Here is a 16900-nt window from a genome sequence, read left to right on the forward strand (position 1 = left end):
ACGAGACCATGGCCAAAGACACCACCGGACGCCTGCGGATCCAGGTCAAGAGCGCCGGCAGAATGAAACTGTCGTCGAAGCTCTGGCTCGACCGCCAGCTCAATGACCCCTATGTGCAGCAGGCCAAGAAGGACGGCCTGCGGTCGCGCGCGGCCTACAAGATCATCGAAATCGACGATAAGTACCGCTTCTTGAAGCCCGGCCTGTCCGTGGTCGATCTCGGCGCTGCGCCTGGCGGCTGGAGCCAGATCGCGGCGCGGCGCGTCGGCTCGGCCGAGGGCAAGGGGCAGGTGGTGGCCATCGATCTCCTGGAAATGCCGGAGATCGTCGGCGTGACTTTCGCCCAGATGGACTTTCTCGACAATGATGCGCCCGACAGATTGAAGGCGATGATGGGCGGGCTCGCCGATGTGGTGATGTCCGACATGGCGGCCAACACCACCGGTCACCGCAAGACCGATCAGCTCCGCATCGTCGGCCTCGTCGAGGATGCTGCGGCCTTCGCCGCTGACGTGCTCAAGCCCGGCGGCACCTTCGTCGCCAAGGTGTTCCAGAGCGGCGCCGACGCCACGCTGATGACCCAGCTGAAGCGCGACTTCGCGACGGTGAAACATGTGAAGCCGGCCGCGAGCCGCAAGGACTCGTCGGAGCGCTACGTGCTGGCGATGGGTTTTCGCGGCGTGGCGGGTGATCACCGGCTCGGTGAGCACGACAACTAGGCTGTGAGCGCATACGCGACTCTAAGTCCGATTTGGTAGAGTGCTCGATCTCACTTGTGTGACGGCAACACCGGAGATGGCGAGCAGCGCCCCGACAATCAACGTTGGAGTGATGTGCTCGTCAAGGAACAGCACGCTTGAAATCAGGGCAAAGACCGGAAGAAGCAAACCGAATGGCGCCACGCGGCCCATGGTGCAGCGAGCGATGAGCCAGAACCAAAGGCCAAATCCAACAATTCCTCCGATGAAAACGGTGTAGGCGAGCGCGAGCCAACCACGTTCATCCGCCGTGACGAGGGACGTCAATTGTCCATCTTCAAGGACAAACGACATCAGCATCACCTGCGGCACCGTGAAGAGAGAGGACCAGCCCGTCAACATCAAGGGGTCAAAGGGTCCGTGCCGCTTCGTTAAGACGTTGGCGACCGCGAAGGCGAGTGCTGCCCCGACCACCAGCAGAATCGGAATAGCGTTTGCAGACAGACCAGGCCCCGCTGCAAGCACGACCACGCCGAGAAATGCCAGCAACACCCCACTAGACGTTACGAGAGACGGTCTCTCCGCGAGCAGCGGCCAAGCCAATAGGATGGTGAAGGGCGTGGCGAGTTGATATGCGACGGCCGAAATACTTCCGGAGCCGAGCCCGAGGCCGACATAGAAGAGGCCGAAGTTCAGCCCACCAAGAAAGACCGAGATCGCGGCGACAGGGCTGAGCTCCTGACGTGCAGGCTTTTTGACGAACGGAACGAGCAGCAATGCCATAGCCAGAAAGCGCAGGCCAAGGAAGAAGAGCGGCGGAAATTCCACAATGCCCACCTTGATGACCACGAACTGATAACCCCAAAGCAAGGGCACCATCACCGCGCAGACAATCTGGATGAGCGACATGACACTTTCCATTCAAGACTGTTCAGTCCAGATATAGGTGCGTTCAACCAGCAGCGCGTTGACGCGTTACCTGCTGAAGCGTTCGAGAAGAGCGTCAACGGTGGCTTGCGATGTGCTTCGTGTCGGACGTGTTTTACCTACGACACGTAGCCCTTCGACAAAGCAGACCAGCAGTCGCGCCGCGCTTGCAGGCTCGACACCATGAGCCAACTCGCCTGCGGCCTTCGCGCGCGACAGCGCATTGGCTACTTTGGCCTCCATAGTTTTGAAAAAGCTGCCGATGCGGCGATCGACTTCCGGGTCGCGGCCACCCAACTCCATGGCTGTCGCGACCAGCAGGCATCCGCGGCGACCATTGGCGCCACTCGTCCGATCGACGTAACCAGCAAGGTAGGCCCGTAGACCAGCGACTGGCGCGCCACGCGGGTCGAGTTCGATGTCCATCCGTAGCAGGGCGTCGGCAATGTAGCGATCGAGCGCACGCAGGAAGAGTCCGCGCTTGTCACCGAAGGCGGCGTAGAGACTGCCACGCGAGAGGTTCGTCGCCTGAAGAAGGTCCGGAAGCGCCGTGGCATGATAGCCGCGCGACCAGAACACGTTCATGGCGCGCTCGATAGCAGCTTCCGTGTCGAAGCCTCGGGGGCGGCCGCGCGGCAACCGCACAGGGGGATGATGTTCCATTAGTGATATATGGACCGATTGGTCGTTAATTGCAAATGACAGCTTAAGGTGATGGGCGCGGGGAGTTTATGACAGGGCGCGCTTTGGGCGATCTGTCGGCTCTCGTCATCTTACGGTCGGATGATTTACTTCGCGCTCTCGCACTTCGGCGACAGCATCGGCACGTTCGGCCATGACCAGTTTCGCCAGGATCCATCACGCTCGACGCAGGCCGGCGGTGTTTTAGCGGCAGCCGGATCGGTCTGCGCTTTGGCGTCCTGCTCGGTCACCTGCTCAACCGGCGCGGGCTTCGGCGGAAATCGCCTGTTCACATAATCGAACGACATGACGCCGGCGATGATCGTGAGGACGATCGTGGCGATGCCGATGGCCCATTGCGAGCGCGTCACAACTCACCCCAGCTTCTGATCCCTTGCATCTGCGGTGCCTTCGCTGGCCGCCTTGACTGCGGCTTTTGCCTCGCCCTTGCGGCTGGCGATATCGATCACCTTGCGGCCGGAGATTTCGTGGCCGGCGTCGTCCGGCATCTGCCAGAAGAACCAGGCCGAGGCGGCCGAGATCACGGACACCACGAGGAAGGCCGGTGCAAAATCGGCGGCCGACAATTCGGTCATGCCGCGCATCAGCATGGTGGATTCCACAGAGAATGCACCGATCGCGACGCCGGCGGAGATCGACAGCTGCTGGTTGACGCTGACCAGCGTGGTAGCGCGGCTCATCTGTGCTGTCTCGACCTCGGCATAGGCAACCGTGTTGATCGCGGTGAATTCGAGCGAGCGGAAGAAGCCGCCGACCACCAGGATGATCAGGATCAGCATCAGCGGCGTGGTCACCGTGAACAGCGCACAGGCAGCAAGGAATACCGAACTCACCACGGCGTTGACGGTCATCACATTGCGAAAGCCGAAGGCGCGGATGATGCGCGCCGCCAATGTCTTCATCCCCATGGCGCCCACTGCCGAGCCGAAGGTCACCATGCCCGACTGGAACGGCGACAGGCCGAAGCCGACCTGCATCAATAGCGGCAGCAGGAAAGGCAATGCGCCGATGCCGAGCCGGAACAGGAAGCCGCCGATGATGGCGGCGCGCAAGGTCACCAGCCGCATCAGCGAGAAGTCCAGCACGGGAGACGCCGTGCGCCGGGCGTGGATCACGTAGAGGGTCATGGACACCGTGCCGATGCCGACCAGTGCGGCGACGATCGGCCATGGCAGCAGATTGAGGCCCGCGACCGAGAGGCCGAAGGCAATGCCGGCGAGCCCGACGCCGGCCAGCACCAGGCCCAGCAGATCGAAGCGCTCCGGATCCTCCGAGCGGATCGGATCGATGAAGCGCAACGCAAGATAGATGCCGAGGCAGCCGATCGGGATATTGATCAGGAAGATCCAGTGCCACGAGAAGTAGGTGGTGATGAAACCGCCCAGCGGCGGTCCGATCACCGGGCCGATCAGCGCCGGCACCGTCATCCACGCCATGGCACTGACGAGCGCGCTTTTGTCGATGGAGCGCAGCAGCACGAGGCGTCCCACCGGCGTCATCATGGCGCCGCCGAGGCCCTGGATGATACGGGCGATGACGAAATGCGTGACCGATTGCGACAGCGCGCAGCCGATCGAGCCGATCATGAACACGCCGATGGCGATGGAGAACACGGCGCGTGCGCCGAAGCGGTCGGCGGTCCAGCCGGAGGCCGGAATGAACACCGCGAGCGAGAGCAGGTAGGAGGTGATCGCCAGCTTCAGCGTCAGCGGGCTGGTGCCGATATCGGCGGCGATGGCTGGCAGTGAGGTCGCGATCACCGTGGAGTCCATGTTTTCCATGAACAAAGCGGAGGCGACGATCAGCGGGATCAGGCGTTCTTTATTCATGAAATTATTGATGATTCTTACGAGTGCCCAAGCTGCGGGCGCTTTAACATCCTGCCGGGGCGTGGGCTATTGCGAGAGGCCGAATACCTCCTAAATCATCCGTGACTGCGCCCGCCCGGCTGAAGGCCGAAAACGCCTAAAATCCCTGTGCATGGCAGCCAAACGCTTTGATTTCGCGCAGCAGCATGCTATCGACCACCGCCAATCCTACTTATGGGTTCAGATTCGACGACGGTGTCCTGCGCCGCCGTCGAATTGGTGCATCCAGAGGTTTCTACCGCGATCCCGAGGTCGCCGCATGGAGTTGGCAATGGCAGTCGTTCAGAAGATCCGCGAAGCGTACACGTTCGATGACGTTCTGCTGAAGCCCGGCCTGTCGGACATCCTGCCTTCCGACGCCGATATCCGCTCCCACGCCACCCGTGCCATTCCGCTCAATATTCCGATCATCGCCTCGGCGATGGATACCGTCACCGAGGCCCGCATGGCGATTGCCATGGCGCAGGCCGGCGGCCTCGGCGTGATCCACCGCAACTTCGATCCGGAAGGCCAGGCTGCCCAGGTGCGCCAGGTCAAGAAGTACGAGTCCGGCATGGTGGTAAATCCGCTCACCATCGGCCCCGATGCCAAGCTGGCCGAAGCGCTGGCGCTGATGAGCGAGCACGGCTTCTCCGGCATTCCCGTCGTCACCGGTGCGAGCAAGGACGTCCCCGGCAAGCTGGTCGGCATTCTCACCAACCGCGACGTGCGCTTCGCCAGCAATCCGAACCAGAAAATTTCCGAACTAATGACGCACGAGAATCTCGTGACCGTGCGTGAAGGCGTCAGCCAGGATGAAGCCAAGCGCATGCTGCACAAGCATCGCATCGAGAAGCTGCTCGTCGTCGACGATCAGTATCGCTGCGTTGGCCTGATCACCGTGAAGGACATGGACAAGGCCGTCGCGCATCCCCTTGCCAGCAAGGACGCGCAGGGACGTCTGCGTGTAGCTGCCGCAACCACTGTGGGCGAGGGTGGTTTCGAGCGCACCGAACGTCTGATTGATGCCGGCGTCGATGTCGTCGTCGTCGACACCGCGCATGGTCATTCCATGCGCGTGCTGGAAGCCGTGACGCGCATCAAGAAGATTTCGAACTCCGTGCAGGTGATCGCCGGCAATATCGCCACCACCGAAGGCGCGCAGGCGCTGATCGATGCGGGCGCCGATGCGATCAAGGTCGGTATCGGCCCGGGCTCGATCTGCACCACGCGCATCGTCGCCGGCGTCGGCGTGCCGCAGCTCACTGCGATCATGGATGCGGTGGAAGCCGCGAAGAAGCACAACATTCCGATCATTGCCGACGGCGGCATCAAATTCTCGGGCGATCTCGCCAAGGCGCTCGCTGCCGGCGCTGACATCGCCATGGTCGGCTCGCTGCTTGCGGGCACCGACGAGACCCCCGGCGAAGTGTTCCTGTGGCAGGGCCGTTCCTACAAGGCCTATCGCGGCATGGGTTCGGTTGGCGCCATGGCCCGCGGCTCGGCGGATCGCTACTTCCAGCAGGACATCAAGGACACGCTCAAACTCGTGCCGGAAGGCATCGAGGGCCAGGTGCCCTATAAGGGCCCGGTGGCCAATGTGATGCATCAGCTCGCCGGTGGCCTGCGCGCCGCCATGGGCTATGTGGGCGCCAAGACGCTGACCGAATTCCACGACAAGGCAGAATTCGTCCGCATCACCAGCGCCGGACTGCGCGAAAGTCACGTGCATGACGTGACGATTACCCGCGAAAGCCCGAATTATCCGGGTGGTGCTTAACTATCACGACGCTATTGCAGTGCCGCATAGGCATCGCTGCCTAAATTGAGCCCCACAGATCGGCGAAAACGCGCTACTGTTCGCGCGTCACGTGCGCTGTCGGCCATGGATGTCCCGTTATGGATTTCCAGGGCCGGACGGACCCGGCCGCGGAGCTTGGCTCCGCGCCGCGTTGTGATGCTCATTTTCGACAATGACCTCGTCACGCGTCGAAGTAACACCCGCAGAAAAGAACGTTGGATACTATGGCCATTGAATGGACGGACGAACGCATTGCGGCTCTCGACACCGCGCAACTGAAAAACCTGCGTGAGAACGCCACACGCCGCGAGGTCACGGCGCTGGTGGAGCTTTGCACCACCGAGCTCGCCAAGCGTAATGCCGACAAGCCGCGCAGGATCGGCCAGCCGCGCAGCGAGGCCAAGCAGTTCGAGCATGACATGTCGGCGGAGCTCGCAACCGTCGGCAAGGCGATGGCCGAGAAATACGATCTCTCCGAAGCGACCGCCAAGGCGAAGTCCGAAGGCGTGAAGGGCTTCAAGGCGCACAAGCTGCTCGGCTCCGATGGCCATGCCAAGCTCGGCGGCATGCAACGCGACGGCTCGGTCGCAGTGGATCGCTACATCTCCTATCGCCGCGGCACGGATATCGCGTCGCTCAGCGTGTTCCTGCTCAAGGATCAGCCGATCGAGGCGCATGAGTTTCAGGTGATCGCACCGCTGACGATGCTCGATGGTGGCAAGCCGGTGGCTGAAATCCGTCCGACGGCAACGGCGGCGCAGAAGCAGTCGGCCGATGGCGGTCTGTCCTTCAAGGATCTCGACAGCGCAGCTGCAGCATTCGACAAGGTGCTGGCGAAGATCACGGCCTGATATTTGCCGGTTTACGTTTTGAATGCGGCGCGCGATCATCGCGCGCCGCATTTTTTTGCGATCAAGAAATAGAAACGGAGAAGTCCCATGTCAGCAGCCAAACGCGTCGTTCTCGCATCGCGCCCGCACGGTGAGCCCGGCCCATCGAATTTCCGCCTCGAGGATTATGCGGTGCCGACGCCAGGCGCAGGCGAAGTGCTGCTGCGCACGATCTGGCTGTCGCTCGATCCCTATATGCGCGGCCGCATGAATGACGGCCCGTCCTATGCCGCGCCGGTGCCGGTGGATGGCGTGATGGAAGGCGGCACGGTGTGCGAGGTGATCGCCTCGAACAATCCGGGTTTTGCCAAGGGCGATATCGTGCTCGCCCATGCCGGCTGGCAGACCCATGCGATCTCCGACGGCAAAGGCCTGCGCAAACTCGATCCGAAGCTGGCACCGATCTCGACGGCCGTCGGCATTCTCGGCATGCCGGGCATGACCGCCTATACGGGCCTGCTTGCCATTGGAAATCCGCAGGCCGGCGAGACAGTGGTCGTTGCCGCAGCCTCCGGCGCGGTCGGCTCTGCGGTCGGCCAGATTGCGAAGATCAAGGGCGCACGTGCCATCGGCATCGCGGGCGGTGCTGACAAGTGCCGTTATGTGAAGGAGGAGCTCGGCTTCGACGAATGCCTCGATCATCGCGATCCGGATTTTCCGGCGAAGCTGAAGGCTGCATGCCCGGGCGGCATCGACGTGTATTTCGAAAATGTCGGCGGCGCTGTGTTCGAGGCGGTGTTTCCGCTGCTGAATTTCTTCGCACGCATTCCGGTATGCGGGCTGATCGCGCAATATAACGACACGACGTCGGAAGCACCGAAATGGGCCGGCGCGATGATGCGCAATGTCCTCACCAAGCGTCTCAACATTCGCGGCTTCATCGTGCGCGACTTCGCCTCGATGCATGGCGACTTCCTGCGTGACATGTCGCAATGGGTGCGCGAGGGCAAGGTGAAGTACAAGGAACACGTCACCGAAGGTCTCGACAACGCGCCGACGGCGTTCATGGGGCTGCTGAAGGGCGCGAATTTCGGCAAGCAGCTGGTGCGTGTCGGCGCCGACAAAGCGTAAGGCGAATACGCCTTCAGGCTGTCATCACTGCGTGCGCGCTGTGCCGTCCGCATTGATGACGGTGAACAGATCGATGTCAGTCTGGCCCGGCGCGCGGCGGTGGCGAACTTCAAAGCCGCCGGGCTGGAAACTGTATTCGACGAGCCCGACTTCCTTGACGCCGATCGTCTCCTGCCTGTCCTCCGGACCAATGATGAAACTACTTGAAGGCGCCCAGATGTGCCTGACGCCGCGCCATATGTAGTCGCGCCGCTGGTGCACATGACCACAGGCGACGAGCCGCAGATCGACGCGGTCAAGCAGATCGATGAGACGACGGCGCGCCGGCATCGGGACATAGCGGATCGACGTCGCGGCCAGTTCCGGATCGTCCGGGGCATTCAGAAATAGCGGTTTGTGGATGAACAGCGCCAGCGGTCGTCCGTTCAGGCCCGCCAGTTGCGAGGCGAGCCAGTCGAACTGCTCCTCTTCGCAGGCGAGCCCGCTATTCATGATCAACGAGTTCAGACCGATGAAACACCAGCCAGCCGCGTTGAAGCGCCAGTGGTCGTGTCCAAAGACCGACACGAATGCCTGCCGGTTCTGCTCGGAAATCAGCTGGCTTGGCGGCGGGGCGACCAGAGTCGGGTTGTCGCCGATGTCGTGATTGCCCGGCAGATAGCGGCAGGCGACGGGAAGGGCGTCATGCTGTGACCTGGCGAAGGCGAGGTCATCGGGATGGCCCGGGCCATCGAAGGCAAGGTCGCCACTATTGATGACGAGGTCAGGCTTTGCCGCGTCGATGAACGCGCAGACGCGCTGGAAATTTGCGACGAATTGCGGAAAGCCCGCGCTAAGATGCGTATCGGTGATCTGGATCAGGCGGAATTCGGACATGGCTGGAACTCCTCTGGCGGGGAGTGTAGCCATCTCGGATGTCAGTCAGATGGCTCGGGCGACCGAAAGGTTAGATCACGCGATATCTGATCGCATAGCCGTCGTTGGCGCGGGCCGTCTTGCCTGCACGGGCTGAGGCGCTCACTTGATCGACCAGATGCCACGGGCTGAATTCGGTGGAGTGGCTCGGGCTTGCGGCCAGACGCAGTTTGAAGATCAGCGGTGCTTCGCCGGGCACATTCACGATCATCACACGCTGCGCGGTGCGAAATTTCAGCGGCACCGTACCCCTGAGAATGCTCTCGCCCTTGTTCGTGAAAGTCGGGCCTTCGCTGATGGCGGCGAGGGCCTGGTTGCGGTCGGTATGCAATTCGATCTGCGTGGCTTCCGCGATGATCTTCGCCGCGACCGCGTCGGGCAGGCGGATTTCGAATTCGACAGCGGGCCTGGTCGGATTGATGCCGAGATAGCCCAGTGCCGTGTGGCGCATGTCGGTGGCGGCGAAGACCAGCAGGCCCAGCACGGCCAGCGCCGCGACGCCGTGGTGGACCACGTCATGGACCGAGCGATACCGGGCTCGGAAATAGAGATTCAGCAGGATGGCCACCGCGAGCGCCGCGGCGGCACCGGCCAGCGCCGACATCGTGAGGCCGGCCCAGCTGTCCGGATCGCCGGGCGTCAGCATCGCAAAGAGGGCATCGAGATAAGCCATGGCAGTGCTCACGGGCAGAACTCTTGAGGCTGGCGCGCCGCCGGGCAGCGCCTGCAAATGGGTGTCGAGGGCCGCCCAGCCGGTTCAATGGAACCGAAACGGAACCTGCATGGAACCGATATGGAACTCTTGGGCCGGTTAATCGTCATGTTCCAAGGGGGCGGGTCTGTAGCGCGAGCGGGGTGCCGCGCGGCTCTGAAATCCCCGGGCTGAGGAAATTTCAATGTCGATTCAATGGGTTTTGTTGCCGGTCTTCGTGCTGGTGGCGATTACGCTGGGCATGTTCTTCTGGACCGGCCGGCGCGGCGGCCTGCTGAGCCGCAAGGATACCAGCGACCTGCCGAATACCGCTCCGCAGCTCGATCTGCTGTTCTACGCGCTGATCGCCATCGGCCTGCCGCTACGCAAGATCGATCTGGTGCTGCTCTGCCTGTCCTGGATCTTCGTCATCGCCCGCTTCGTGGGCGCTGGGTTCATTGCCAATAGCCGGGGATCGCAGGCCTGGCTCGCCAGCGCGCTTGTGTTGTTGGCGATGTGGTTCTACTTCGCGCTACGGATGCTTCTCCTGATCTGATCGGGAGCGGCGTCGCGCCTCTCTCCGTTGAAAGATTGCCATGACTCCCGCCGCCCGCCTCTCCGCCGCGATCGAAGTGATCGAGGCCATCGACACCCAGCGTGTCCCCGCCGCCAAGGCGCTGAAGGAATGGGGCACCGCGCACCGCTTCGCCGGCTCCGGCGACCGGGCCGGAATTTCCGGGCTGGTCTGGGACGTGCTGCGGCGGCGCGCCTCCAGCGCCTGGATCATGGACGACGACACGTCGCGGGCGCGGCTGCTCGGCATGCTCAAGGCCGAGCGCAGGATGGATGTCGATACGATTGCCGCGCTCTGTGACGGCAGCGGTTTTGCGCCGGAGCCGCTGTCTGACGCGGAGCGCTCGGCGCTGGCGTCGCGCACAGTGGCGGATGCACCGGCGCATATCGCCGGCGACTATCCGGAATGGCTCGATGGCCAGCTGGCCGATGTATTTGGCGACGATCGCGTGGCCGAAGCCACCGCCATGGCCAGCCGCGCGCCGCTGGACCTGCGCGTCAACACGCTGAAGGCCAAGCGCGACAAGGTGCTGGGCTCGCTGCGCCATCTCGGGGCCACCGAGACGCCGTGGTCACCGCTGGGGCTGCGGATCGATCTCGGCGCCGACGCGCGCAATCCCGGCATCCATGCCGAGGAGGATTTCATCAAGGGCGGCATCGAGGTGCAGGACGAGGGCTCGCAGCTCGCAGCATTGCTGTCCGGCGCCAAGCCCGGCGAACAGGTCATCGATCTCTGCGCCGGAGCCGGCGGCAAGACGCTGGCGCTGGCGGCGATGATGCAGGGTAAGGGCCGGCTGATCGCTACCGATGCCGACAAGCGCCAGCTGGCGCCGATCCACGAGCGCCTGTCGCGCGCCGGCATCCACAATGCCGATATCCGCACCCCGAAGGGCCCGGATGATACGCTTAGCGACATCCACAACTCCGCGGACCTCGTGCTGATCGATGCGCCCTGCACCGGCACGGGTACCTGGCGCCGCAATCCCGACGCCAAATGGCGGATGCGGCCGGGCGCCCTCGAGGTCCGGATCAAGGACCAGGCCGAGGTCCTCGACCGCGCGGTGGCGCTGGTGAAGCCGGGTGGCCGGATCGCCTATGTGACCTGTTCGGTGCTTCCCCAGGAAAACCGCGACCAGATCCGCGCCTTTACCGCCCGCCAGCCGGAGTTTTCGGTGGTCCCGCCGGCGCAGGTGATGTCGGTGCTGTGGGACAAAGCCGAGGATTTCGCCGCCGCGACCTATCAGAGCCCGGAAGGCCTGATGATGACCCCGCGGAAGACGGGAACGGACGGGTTTTTCGTGTCGGTGATGAAGCGCCAGCCGGTAGGCTGAGACCCCTCCGCCGTCATTGCGAGCGCAGCGAAGCAATCCAGAAGGCCACAAGCGAAGACTGGATTGCTTCGTCGCAAGGGCTCCTCGCAATGACGGGGATAGGCCGGTGCAGGGCTGCCATGACAGCCTTTTCAGCCTTGCGACCCCGCCATGAGTCGCGTAATTCCTCGCTATGACAGCCCCCAGCAAAACCTCATCTTCGCCCGCCGATCCGTCACCCCATGTGGCCTCGGCGCATGACAAGATTCTGATCGTCGATTTCGGCTCTCAGGTGACGCAGCTGATTGCGCGGCGCGTCCGCGAGGAGGGCGTCTATTCCGAAATCGTGCCGTTCAACAAGGCGGAGGCTGCCTTCGCCGAAATGAAGCCGAAAGCCGTGATCCTGTCCGGCGGCCCGGCCTCGGTGCTCGACGACAATGCGCCGTCGGCGCCGCTGTTGATCCTCACCGCCGGCGTGCCGGTGCTGGGTATCTGCTACGGCGAACAGACCATGGCGCAGCAGCTCGGCGGTACCGTCGAGGCTGGGCACCATCGCGAATTCGGCCGCGCCGCGATCGAGATTACCGACACCTGCGCGTTGTTTGACGGTGTGTGGGAAGTGGGTGGCAAATACGACGTCTGGATGAGCCATGGCGACCGCGTCACCAAGATGCCCGACGGTTTTCGCGCTGTGGCGAAAGCGCCTGGCTCGCCGATCTCGATCATCGCCGACGACACCAGAAAATTCTATGCGATGCAGTTTCATCCGGAAGTGGCGCATACGCCCGACGGCGCGAAACTGATCCGCAACTTCGTGCGCAACATCGCCGGCTTCACCGGCGACTGGACCATGCGCGCGTTCCGTGAGGAAGCCATCGAGAAGATCCGCGCCCAGGTTGGCAAGGGCAAGGTGATCTGCGGCCTGTCAGGCGGCGTTGACTCTGCCGTTGCGGCTGTGCTGATCCATGAAGCGATCGGCGACCAGCTCACTTGCGTGTTCGTCGATCACGGCATGCTGCGCAAGGACGAGGCCAAGACTGTCGTCGATCTGTTCCGGCACCACTACAACATTCCGCTGGTGCATGTGGATGCGTCGAAGACTTTCTTGGGCGAGCTCGAAGGCGTCACCGATCCCGAAGTGAAGCGCAAGACCATCGGCCGCCTGTTCATCGACGTGTTCGATGCCGAGGCCAAGAAGATCGGCGGCGCGGATTTCCTCGCGCAGGGCACGCTATATCCCGACGTGATCGAGAGCGTCTCCTTCACCGGCGGACCTTCAGTCACCATCAAGTCGCATCACAATGTCGGCGGGCTTCCGGCGCGCATGAACATGAAGCTGGTCGAGCCGCTGCGCGAGCTGTTCAAGGACGAAGTCCGCGATCTCGGCCGCGAACTCGGCCTGCCGGACATCTTCGTCGGCCGCCATCCGTTCCCGGGCCCGGGCCTCGCCATCCGCTGCCCCGGCGAGATCACGCGTGAGAAGCTGGACATCCTGCGCGAGGCCGATGCCGTCTATATCGACCAGATCCGCAAGGCGGATCTCTACGACACCATCTGGCAGGCCTTCGCCGTGCTGCTGCCGGTGAAGACCGTCGGTGTGATGGGCGACGGCCGTACTTACGAATACGTCGTCGGCCTGCGCGCCGTGACCTCCACCGACGGCATGACTGCCGACTTCTATGCGTTCGACATGAAGTTCCTCGGCGAGACGGCAACGCGCATCATCAACGAGGTGAAGGGCGTGAATCGTGTGGTGTATGACATCACGAGCAAGCCGCCGGGGACGATCGAGTGGGAGTGAGGGGGAGTTGATCCAACTCGCCCAAGCCGCCAAATTGCTTCGGGAAACGAGACGACTTCTCCATGACAGGCAGCAACCGCATCGTCCTCTCCAGCGACCACGCCGCCATTCAGCTCCGACAGGCCGTTGCCGCTCATATCGCGGCGCATGGCTGGGTGGTGGTCGACATCGGACCGACGACGCCGGAGAGCACACACTATCCTAAGCACGGCGAAGCGGCGGCGCGGCTCGTCGCCTCCGGCGATTGCCGGTTGGGCATCATCCTGTGCGGCACCGGCCAGGGCATCATGATGGCGGCGAACAAGGTAAAGGGCATCCGTTGCGGCGTTTGCGCCGACACATTCTCAGCCCGCATGATCCGCCAGCACAACGATGCCAACATGCTGTCGATTGGCGCGCGCGTGGTGGGCGAAGGGCTGGCGCTCGATATCGTGGATGCGTTCCTGACCGCTCAGTTCGAGGGCGGCCGGCATGCGACGCGGGTGGAGATGATTGGGGCGCTGGAGGGGTAGTGCCGCTCCTTGCTTCTTCTTCGGGAGCGAATAGCGAAGCGTATTCCGCCGAATCCGCCGCTATCAGTTTTGAATGATTGGTGGGGCAGGGCGCGCTGCCGTCACGCCAGCAACTTCGTCATCACGCCCAGCACCGGCTCGGCTTCGGCCAATCGCTGATCCAGCGTCTGCACCGTGGCACCATGCTCCGAAGAGATCGCAAGATGCAGCGCGTCGCCGGCACGGAGCCCGAGCGTGTGTTGATCGACAAATTTTGCTGCCGTCCGGAAGTGTGAGCCAGTCAGAGGCGACACGGTAAAACTGTCGACGATACGTCTTTTGATCATAGAGCAGCACCGGATAGCCGGGGACACTAGGGCGCATCCTCGGCCATCGACAGCGGTCGACCGATTCTCACGGTCGTAGATCGATTACTGCTCCTTCTTGAACAAATCCTGGAAGATCAGCTGGCCCCACGTGCGGCCGCGTGCGTGCACCAGCGCGCCACCTTCGTTGAGCTTTCCCAGCTTGACGGGTGCGAAGCCGAGTTGCTTGGCCAGGGCCGCCACGGGAGCGATCGCGTCCTCGTCGTCAGCAGACAGAAAGACGACCCGATGCCCGCCCGCGACGATCGGATCGGTAGCCAGAGTGGCTGCGCCCAGGTGATTGAAGCCTTTCACGAACCTGGCGCCGGTGAATGCCTTCGCGACGACGGCGGAGCCCGGGAGACCGTCCGGCTCGTCGGGGCCCGGAAACAGGTTCATCGCGTCGATGACCGTCTTGCCGTCCCAGCTCGGCAGGATCTTCGCAACCTCGCGATGCTCGCCGAAAGGGACCGCCAGGATGATGGTGTCGGCCTCGAGCGCATCCCGCAGCGACCTGGCGACGACCGTGGGTCCGATCGCCCGGGCCTGTGGCGCCAATGCCTCGGGCGGCCGGCTGCTCGCGACGGTCACGTCGATGTTTTTGCGGGCGAAGGCGTGGGCGAGGGCCTGGCCAATCTTGCCGAATCCTATAATTGCGTAGCTCATCATCTTCTCCGATTTGTTTTGATATTGATTCACGGCCTTCGAGGGCGCCGGGTTATTCGGTCCGCGGTGGCGCCCGCGTAGAGGTCCTGCGGTGAACGAGGTGCGATTTCAGATCGCCGAGAAGCCGCCGTCGACAGACAACTCCAGCCCATTCACGAAGCTTGAATCGTCTGACGCAAGAAACAGTGCGACCGCCGCAATTTCCTCAGGGCGACCCATCGTTCCGCGCGGGATCAGGGATTCGAACATCTGCTTCGCCTCCGGGGTGAGAACCTGGTCCTGCATCGGTGTGGCGATCGGTCCCGGGTGCAGCACGTTCACCCGGATATTCCTGCTCTTGAGTTCGTTGAGCCATCCGCGTGCGAATGCGTGCAGCGTCGCCTTGCTCGCCGCATACACGCTGTAACCGGGAAAACCTTTCAGCGACGCGACCGACCCGGTCATGAAGATCGATCCGCCATCGTTGAACAGCGGCAACGCCTTCTGCACGGTGAACAGCGTGCCGCGCGTATTCAGGCCGAAGGTCGCATCGAAATGCTGCTCGGTGATCTCGCCCAATGGCACGGCTTCGCCCGTGCCGGCGCTCGCGTACAGGACGTCGATCCTGCCCTTTTCCCGCTTGACCGTATCGAACAGGCGGTCGAGGTCGTCGAGATTGGCCGCGTCGCCGCGTACGCCGGTCACATTCCGGCCAATCAGCTTGACGGCCTCATCGAGCGTCTCCTGCCTCCGGCCCGTGATGAACACATAGGCGCCTTCTTCGACGAACAGCTTGGCGCTCGCCAGCGCCATGCCGCTCGATCCACCCGTGATGACTGCAACCTTACCGTCTAGCTTTCCCATAACTTCTCCTGTCGTGGTGTCGGGACTGTCCCCGAGAACCTGGAGATGGGTCTGCCGGCGTCAGGCGTTGAGTGCGGAAGCGCGCACATCCGTGGTGCGAAATCGATCCGGATGGACGACTAACGCTAGCCGCGGCGATCGGTGTCCGCCGGTCGGAATTGGACCGCGCTCGTCGCCATAGGCTATGATGACAGCCCGTATTGTTGCACCATGTTTGGATACGGGCTTGGAAGGCGCGCCGCACGGTGCGAGATTGCACCATGATCGACTGGGATGACGTTCGCTACTTTCTTGCCGTCGCGCGCGGAGGCTCGGTGCGGGCTGCCGCCGAGCGCCTCGGGGTGAACCACGCGACCGTGTTGCGACGCATCGCCCAGCTCGAGGCACGCCTCGGGGTGCAAATGTTCGAAAAGCTGCCTTCGGGCTACCGCCTGACGACTGCGGGCGAGGAGGTTCTCGAGTTCGCGGACCAGATGGAAGCGTCGTCGCATTTGCTGGAGACGCGCATCTTCGGTCGCGACCAGAGCGCGCGCGGGCTTTTGCGGGTGACGCTTCCACCGTTCCTCGCGACACACCTGCTCATGCCGGATCTCGCCGATTTCGCGCGTCTGCATCCGGACATCGAGATGGAAATCATGTCGACCGGCGAGGTGGCAAATCTGACCAACCGAGAGGCCGACGTGGCGATCCGCATTGTTGCCGACCGCAAGACTCTGCCGCTCAATCTTCACGGCCTGAAGGGACCGGGGCTGTTCAGCGGTGTCTACATGTCTCGCGATCGACTGGCCGCGTGGCGTGCGGGCACGCCTGATCCCATGCGGTGGATCGTCATAGACAATCATGGACTCCCGGCCTGGGCGCGCGACGGAGAGGTTCACACCACGGGAGTTCCGTTCAGGACCCCGGACGCCGAGGCCCAGATCGTTGCTGTACGGCAAGGGATCGGGATGACAAAACTGCCGTGCTTCGTCGGAGATGCTGACGCTCTATTGGTGAGGGTGCCGGGCACCGACCTGCCCATGCATGGGACGCTCTGGCTTCTCACGCAGGGGGAAACACGCAAGACGAAGCGCGTGCGGCTCTTTACTGAGTTTGTATCCGGAAGGCTCGCCGCCTACGCGCCGCTGCTCGCGGGGCTGTCCGTATCGCGCGACTGATGCGCGGCGGGTCGCCGACCACCAATTTGCTGACGGTGGCGGGTCAGACCGACCTTTCGGACGTGTCTTCGGAGAGTTTCCTTGCGACAGGTCGGGTGAGAACCAGCATTTCAGCCCGGCAAGCATGCCTGCCGTCATGTTTTGACCGTTGA

General features: G+C 63.0%; 17 protein-coding genes and 1 pseudogene. 9 read left to right on the forward strand and 9 right to left on the reverse strand.

The annotated features are described in order from the left end of the window. Nucleotides 1-8: 8 nt before the first annotated feature. A complete protein-coding gene (locus AB7951_RS10630) occupies nt 9-719 on the forward strand; it encodes an RlmE family RNA methyltransferase (RefSeq protein WP_068730972.1) in 711 nt (236 codons plus the stop codon). Between the two features lie 21 nt (nt 720-740). On the opposite strand, the gene AB7951_RS10635 is transcribed toward AB7951_RS10630, so the two are convergent. From AB7951_RS10635 to AB7951_RS10650, 4 genes are all read right to left on the reverse strand, one after another. Next, complete coding sequence (locus AB7951_RS10635; RefSeq protein WP_441255772.1) at nt 741-1607, reverse strand: EamA family transporter; 867 nt, start codon at nt 1605-1607, stop codon at nt 741-743. Between the two features lie 66 nt (nt 1608-1673). Further along, nucleotides 1674-2210 carry a TetR/AcrR family transcriptional regulator gene (locus tag AB7951_RS10640; RefSeq protein ID WP_439061695.1) on the reverse strand — a complete coding sequence of 179 codons (537 nt, stop codon included), beginning with the start codon at nt 2208-2210 and terminating at the stop codon, nt 1674-1676. 203 nt (nt 2211-2413) lie between these two features. After that, on the reverse strand, nt 2414-2677 hold the full coding sequence (locus AB7951_RS10645; protein ID WP_120292185.1) for a hypothetical protein: 264 nt from the start codon (nt 2675-2677) through the stop codon (nt 2414-2416). Nucleotides 2678-2680: 3 nt separating this feature from the next. Next, nucleotides 2681-4156 carry an MFS transporter gene (locus AB7951_RS10650; RefSeq protein WP_115029190.1) on the reverse strand — a complete coding sequence of 492 codons (1476 nt, stop codon included), beginning with the start codon at nt 4154-4156 and terminating at the stop codon, nt 2681-2683. A gap of 310 nt (nt 4157-4466) precedes the next feature. Between AB7951_RS10650 and guaB the strand changes: the two genes are divergently transcribed. The 3 genes from guaB (at nt 4467) to AB7951_RS10665 (ending at nt 7936) form a co-directional block, all read left to right on the forward strand. Beyond that, nucleotides 4467-5954: an IMP dehydrogenase gene (gene guaB / locus AB7951_RS10655; RefSeq protein ID WP_089263865.1), complete on the forward strand. Its 1488-nt coding sequence runs from the start codon at nt 4467-4469 to the stop codon at nt 5952-5954. Between the two features lie 245 nt (nt 5955-6199). Beyond that, a complete protein-coding gene (locus AB7951_RS10660; RefSeq protein ID WP_089263866.1) occupies nt 6200-6826 on the forward strand; it encodes a hypothetical protein in 627 nt (208 codons plus the stop codon). Nucleotides 6827-6913: 87 nt separating this feature from the next. Then, nucleotides 6914-7936, forward strand: a complete 1023-nt coding sequence (locus AB7951_RS10665; protein ID WP_120292187.1) for an NADP-dependent oxidoreductase — start codon at nt 6914-6916, stop codon at nt 7934-7936. 24 nt (nt 7937-7960) lie between these two features. Here AB7951_RS10665 and AB7951_RS10670 read toward each other — a convergent pair whose 3' ends face one another. Beyond that, nucleotides 7961-8812, reverse strand: a complete 852-nt coding sequence (locus AB7951_RS10670; protein WP_439061694.1) for a metallophosphoesterase family protein — start codon at nt 8810-8812, stop codon at nt 7961-7963. Nucleotides 8813-8882: 70 nt separating this feature from the next. Next, nucleotides 8883-9536: an acriflavin resistance protein gene (locus tag AB7951_RS10675; protein WP_439066565.1), complete on the reverse strand. Its 654-nt coding sequence runs from the start codon at nt 9534-9536 to the stop codon at nt 8883-8885. Between the two features lie 211 nt (nt 9537-9747). On the opposite strand from AB7951_RS10675, the gene AB7951_RS10680 reads away from it, so the two are divergent. The 4 genes from AB7951_RS10680 to rpiB all read left to right on the forward strand — a co-directional run bounded on the left by AB7951_RS10680 (nt 9748) and on the right by rpiB (nt 13738). Beyond that, entirely contained in the window at nt 9748-10098 is a 351-nt protein-coding gene (locus AB7951_RS10680) for a hypothetical protein (protein WP_120292191.1), read from the forward strand. Nucleotides 10099-10138: 40 nt separating this feature from the next. Beyond that, entirely contained in the window at nt 10139-11446 is a 1308-nt protein-coding gene (locus AB7951_RS10685; RefSeq protein ID WP_120292193.1) for an RsmB/NOP family class I SAM-dependent RNA methyltransferase, read from the forward strand. Nucleotides 11447-11618: 172 nt separating this feature from the next. After that, the gene (gene guaA, locus AB7951_RS10690; RefSeq protein ID WP_120292195.1) at nt 11619-13226 is read left to right on the forward strand and encodes a glutamine-hydrolyzing GMP synthase; all 1608 of its coding nucleotides are present in this window, start codon (nt 11619-11621) and stop codon (nt 13224-13226) included. Between the two features lie 62 nt (nt 13227-13288). Further along, nucleotides 13289-13738: a ribose 5-phosphate isomerase B gene (gene rpiB, locus AB7951_RS10695; RefSeq protein ID WP_120292197.1), complete on the forward strand. Its 450-nt coding sequence runs from the start codon at nt 13289-13291 to the stop codon at nt 13736-13738. A 101-nt stretch (nt 13739-13839) separates the two neighbouring features. Here rpiB and AB7951_RS10700 read toward each other — a convergent pair. The 3 genes and pseudogenes from AB7951_RS10700 to AB7951_RS10710 all read right to left on the reverse strand — a co-directional run. Next, nucleotides 13840-14040: pseudogene (locus AB7951_RS10700) on the reverse strand (PIN domain-containing protein); the annotation flags it as partial. Between the two features lie 108 nt (nt 14041-14148). Beyond that, nucleotides 14149-14748 carry an NAD(P)-binding domain-containing protein gene (locus tag AB7951_RS10705; protein ID WP_199712116.1) on the reverse strand — a complete coding sequence of 200 codons (600 nt, stop codon included), beginning with the start codon at nt 14746-14748 and terminating at the stop codon, nt 14149-14151. Nucleotides 14749-14856: 108 nt separating this feature from the next. Next, nucleotides 14857-15591 (reverse strand): SDR family oxidoreductase, encoded by a 735-nt coding sequence (locus AB7951_RS10710; protein ID WP_120292201.1) that lies wholly within the window; start codon nt 15589-15591, stop codon nt 14857-14859. A gap of 260 nt (nt 15592-15851) precedes the next feature. On the opposite strand from AB7951_RS10710, the gene AB7951_RS10715 reads away from it, so the two are divergent. Beyond that, the gene (locus AB7951_RS10715; protein WP_441255773.1) at nt 15852-16748 is read left to right on the forward strand and encodes a LysR family transcriptional regulator; all 897 of its coding nucleotides are present in this window, start codon (nt 15852-15854) and stop codon (nt 16746-16748) included. The last annotated feature ends 152 nt before the right edge of the window (nt 16749-16900 follow it).

Origin of the sequence: Tardiphaga sp. 285_C5_N1_2 (assembly GCF_052076065.1) — a bacterium.
Taxonomy (GTDB): Bacteria; Pseudomonadota; Alphaproteobacteria; order Rhizobiales; family Xanthobacteraceae; genus Tardiphaga; species Tardiphaga robiniae.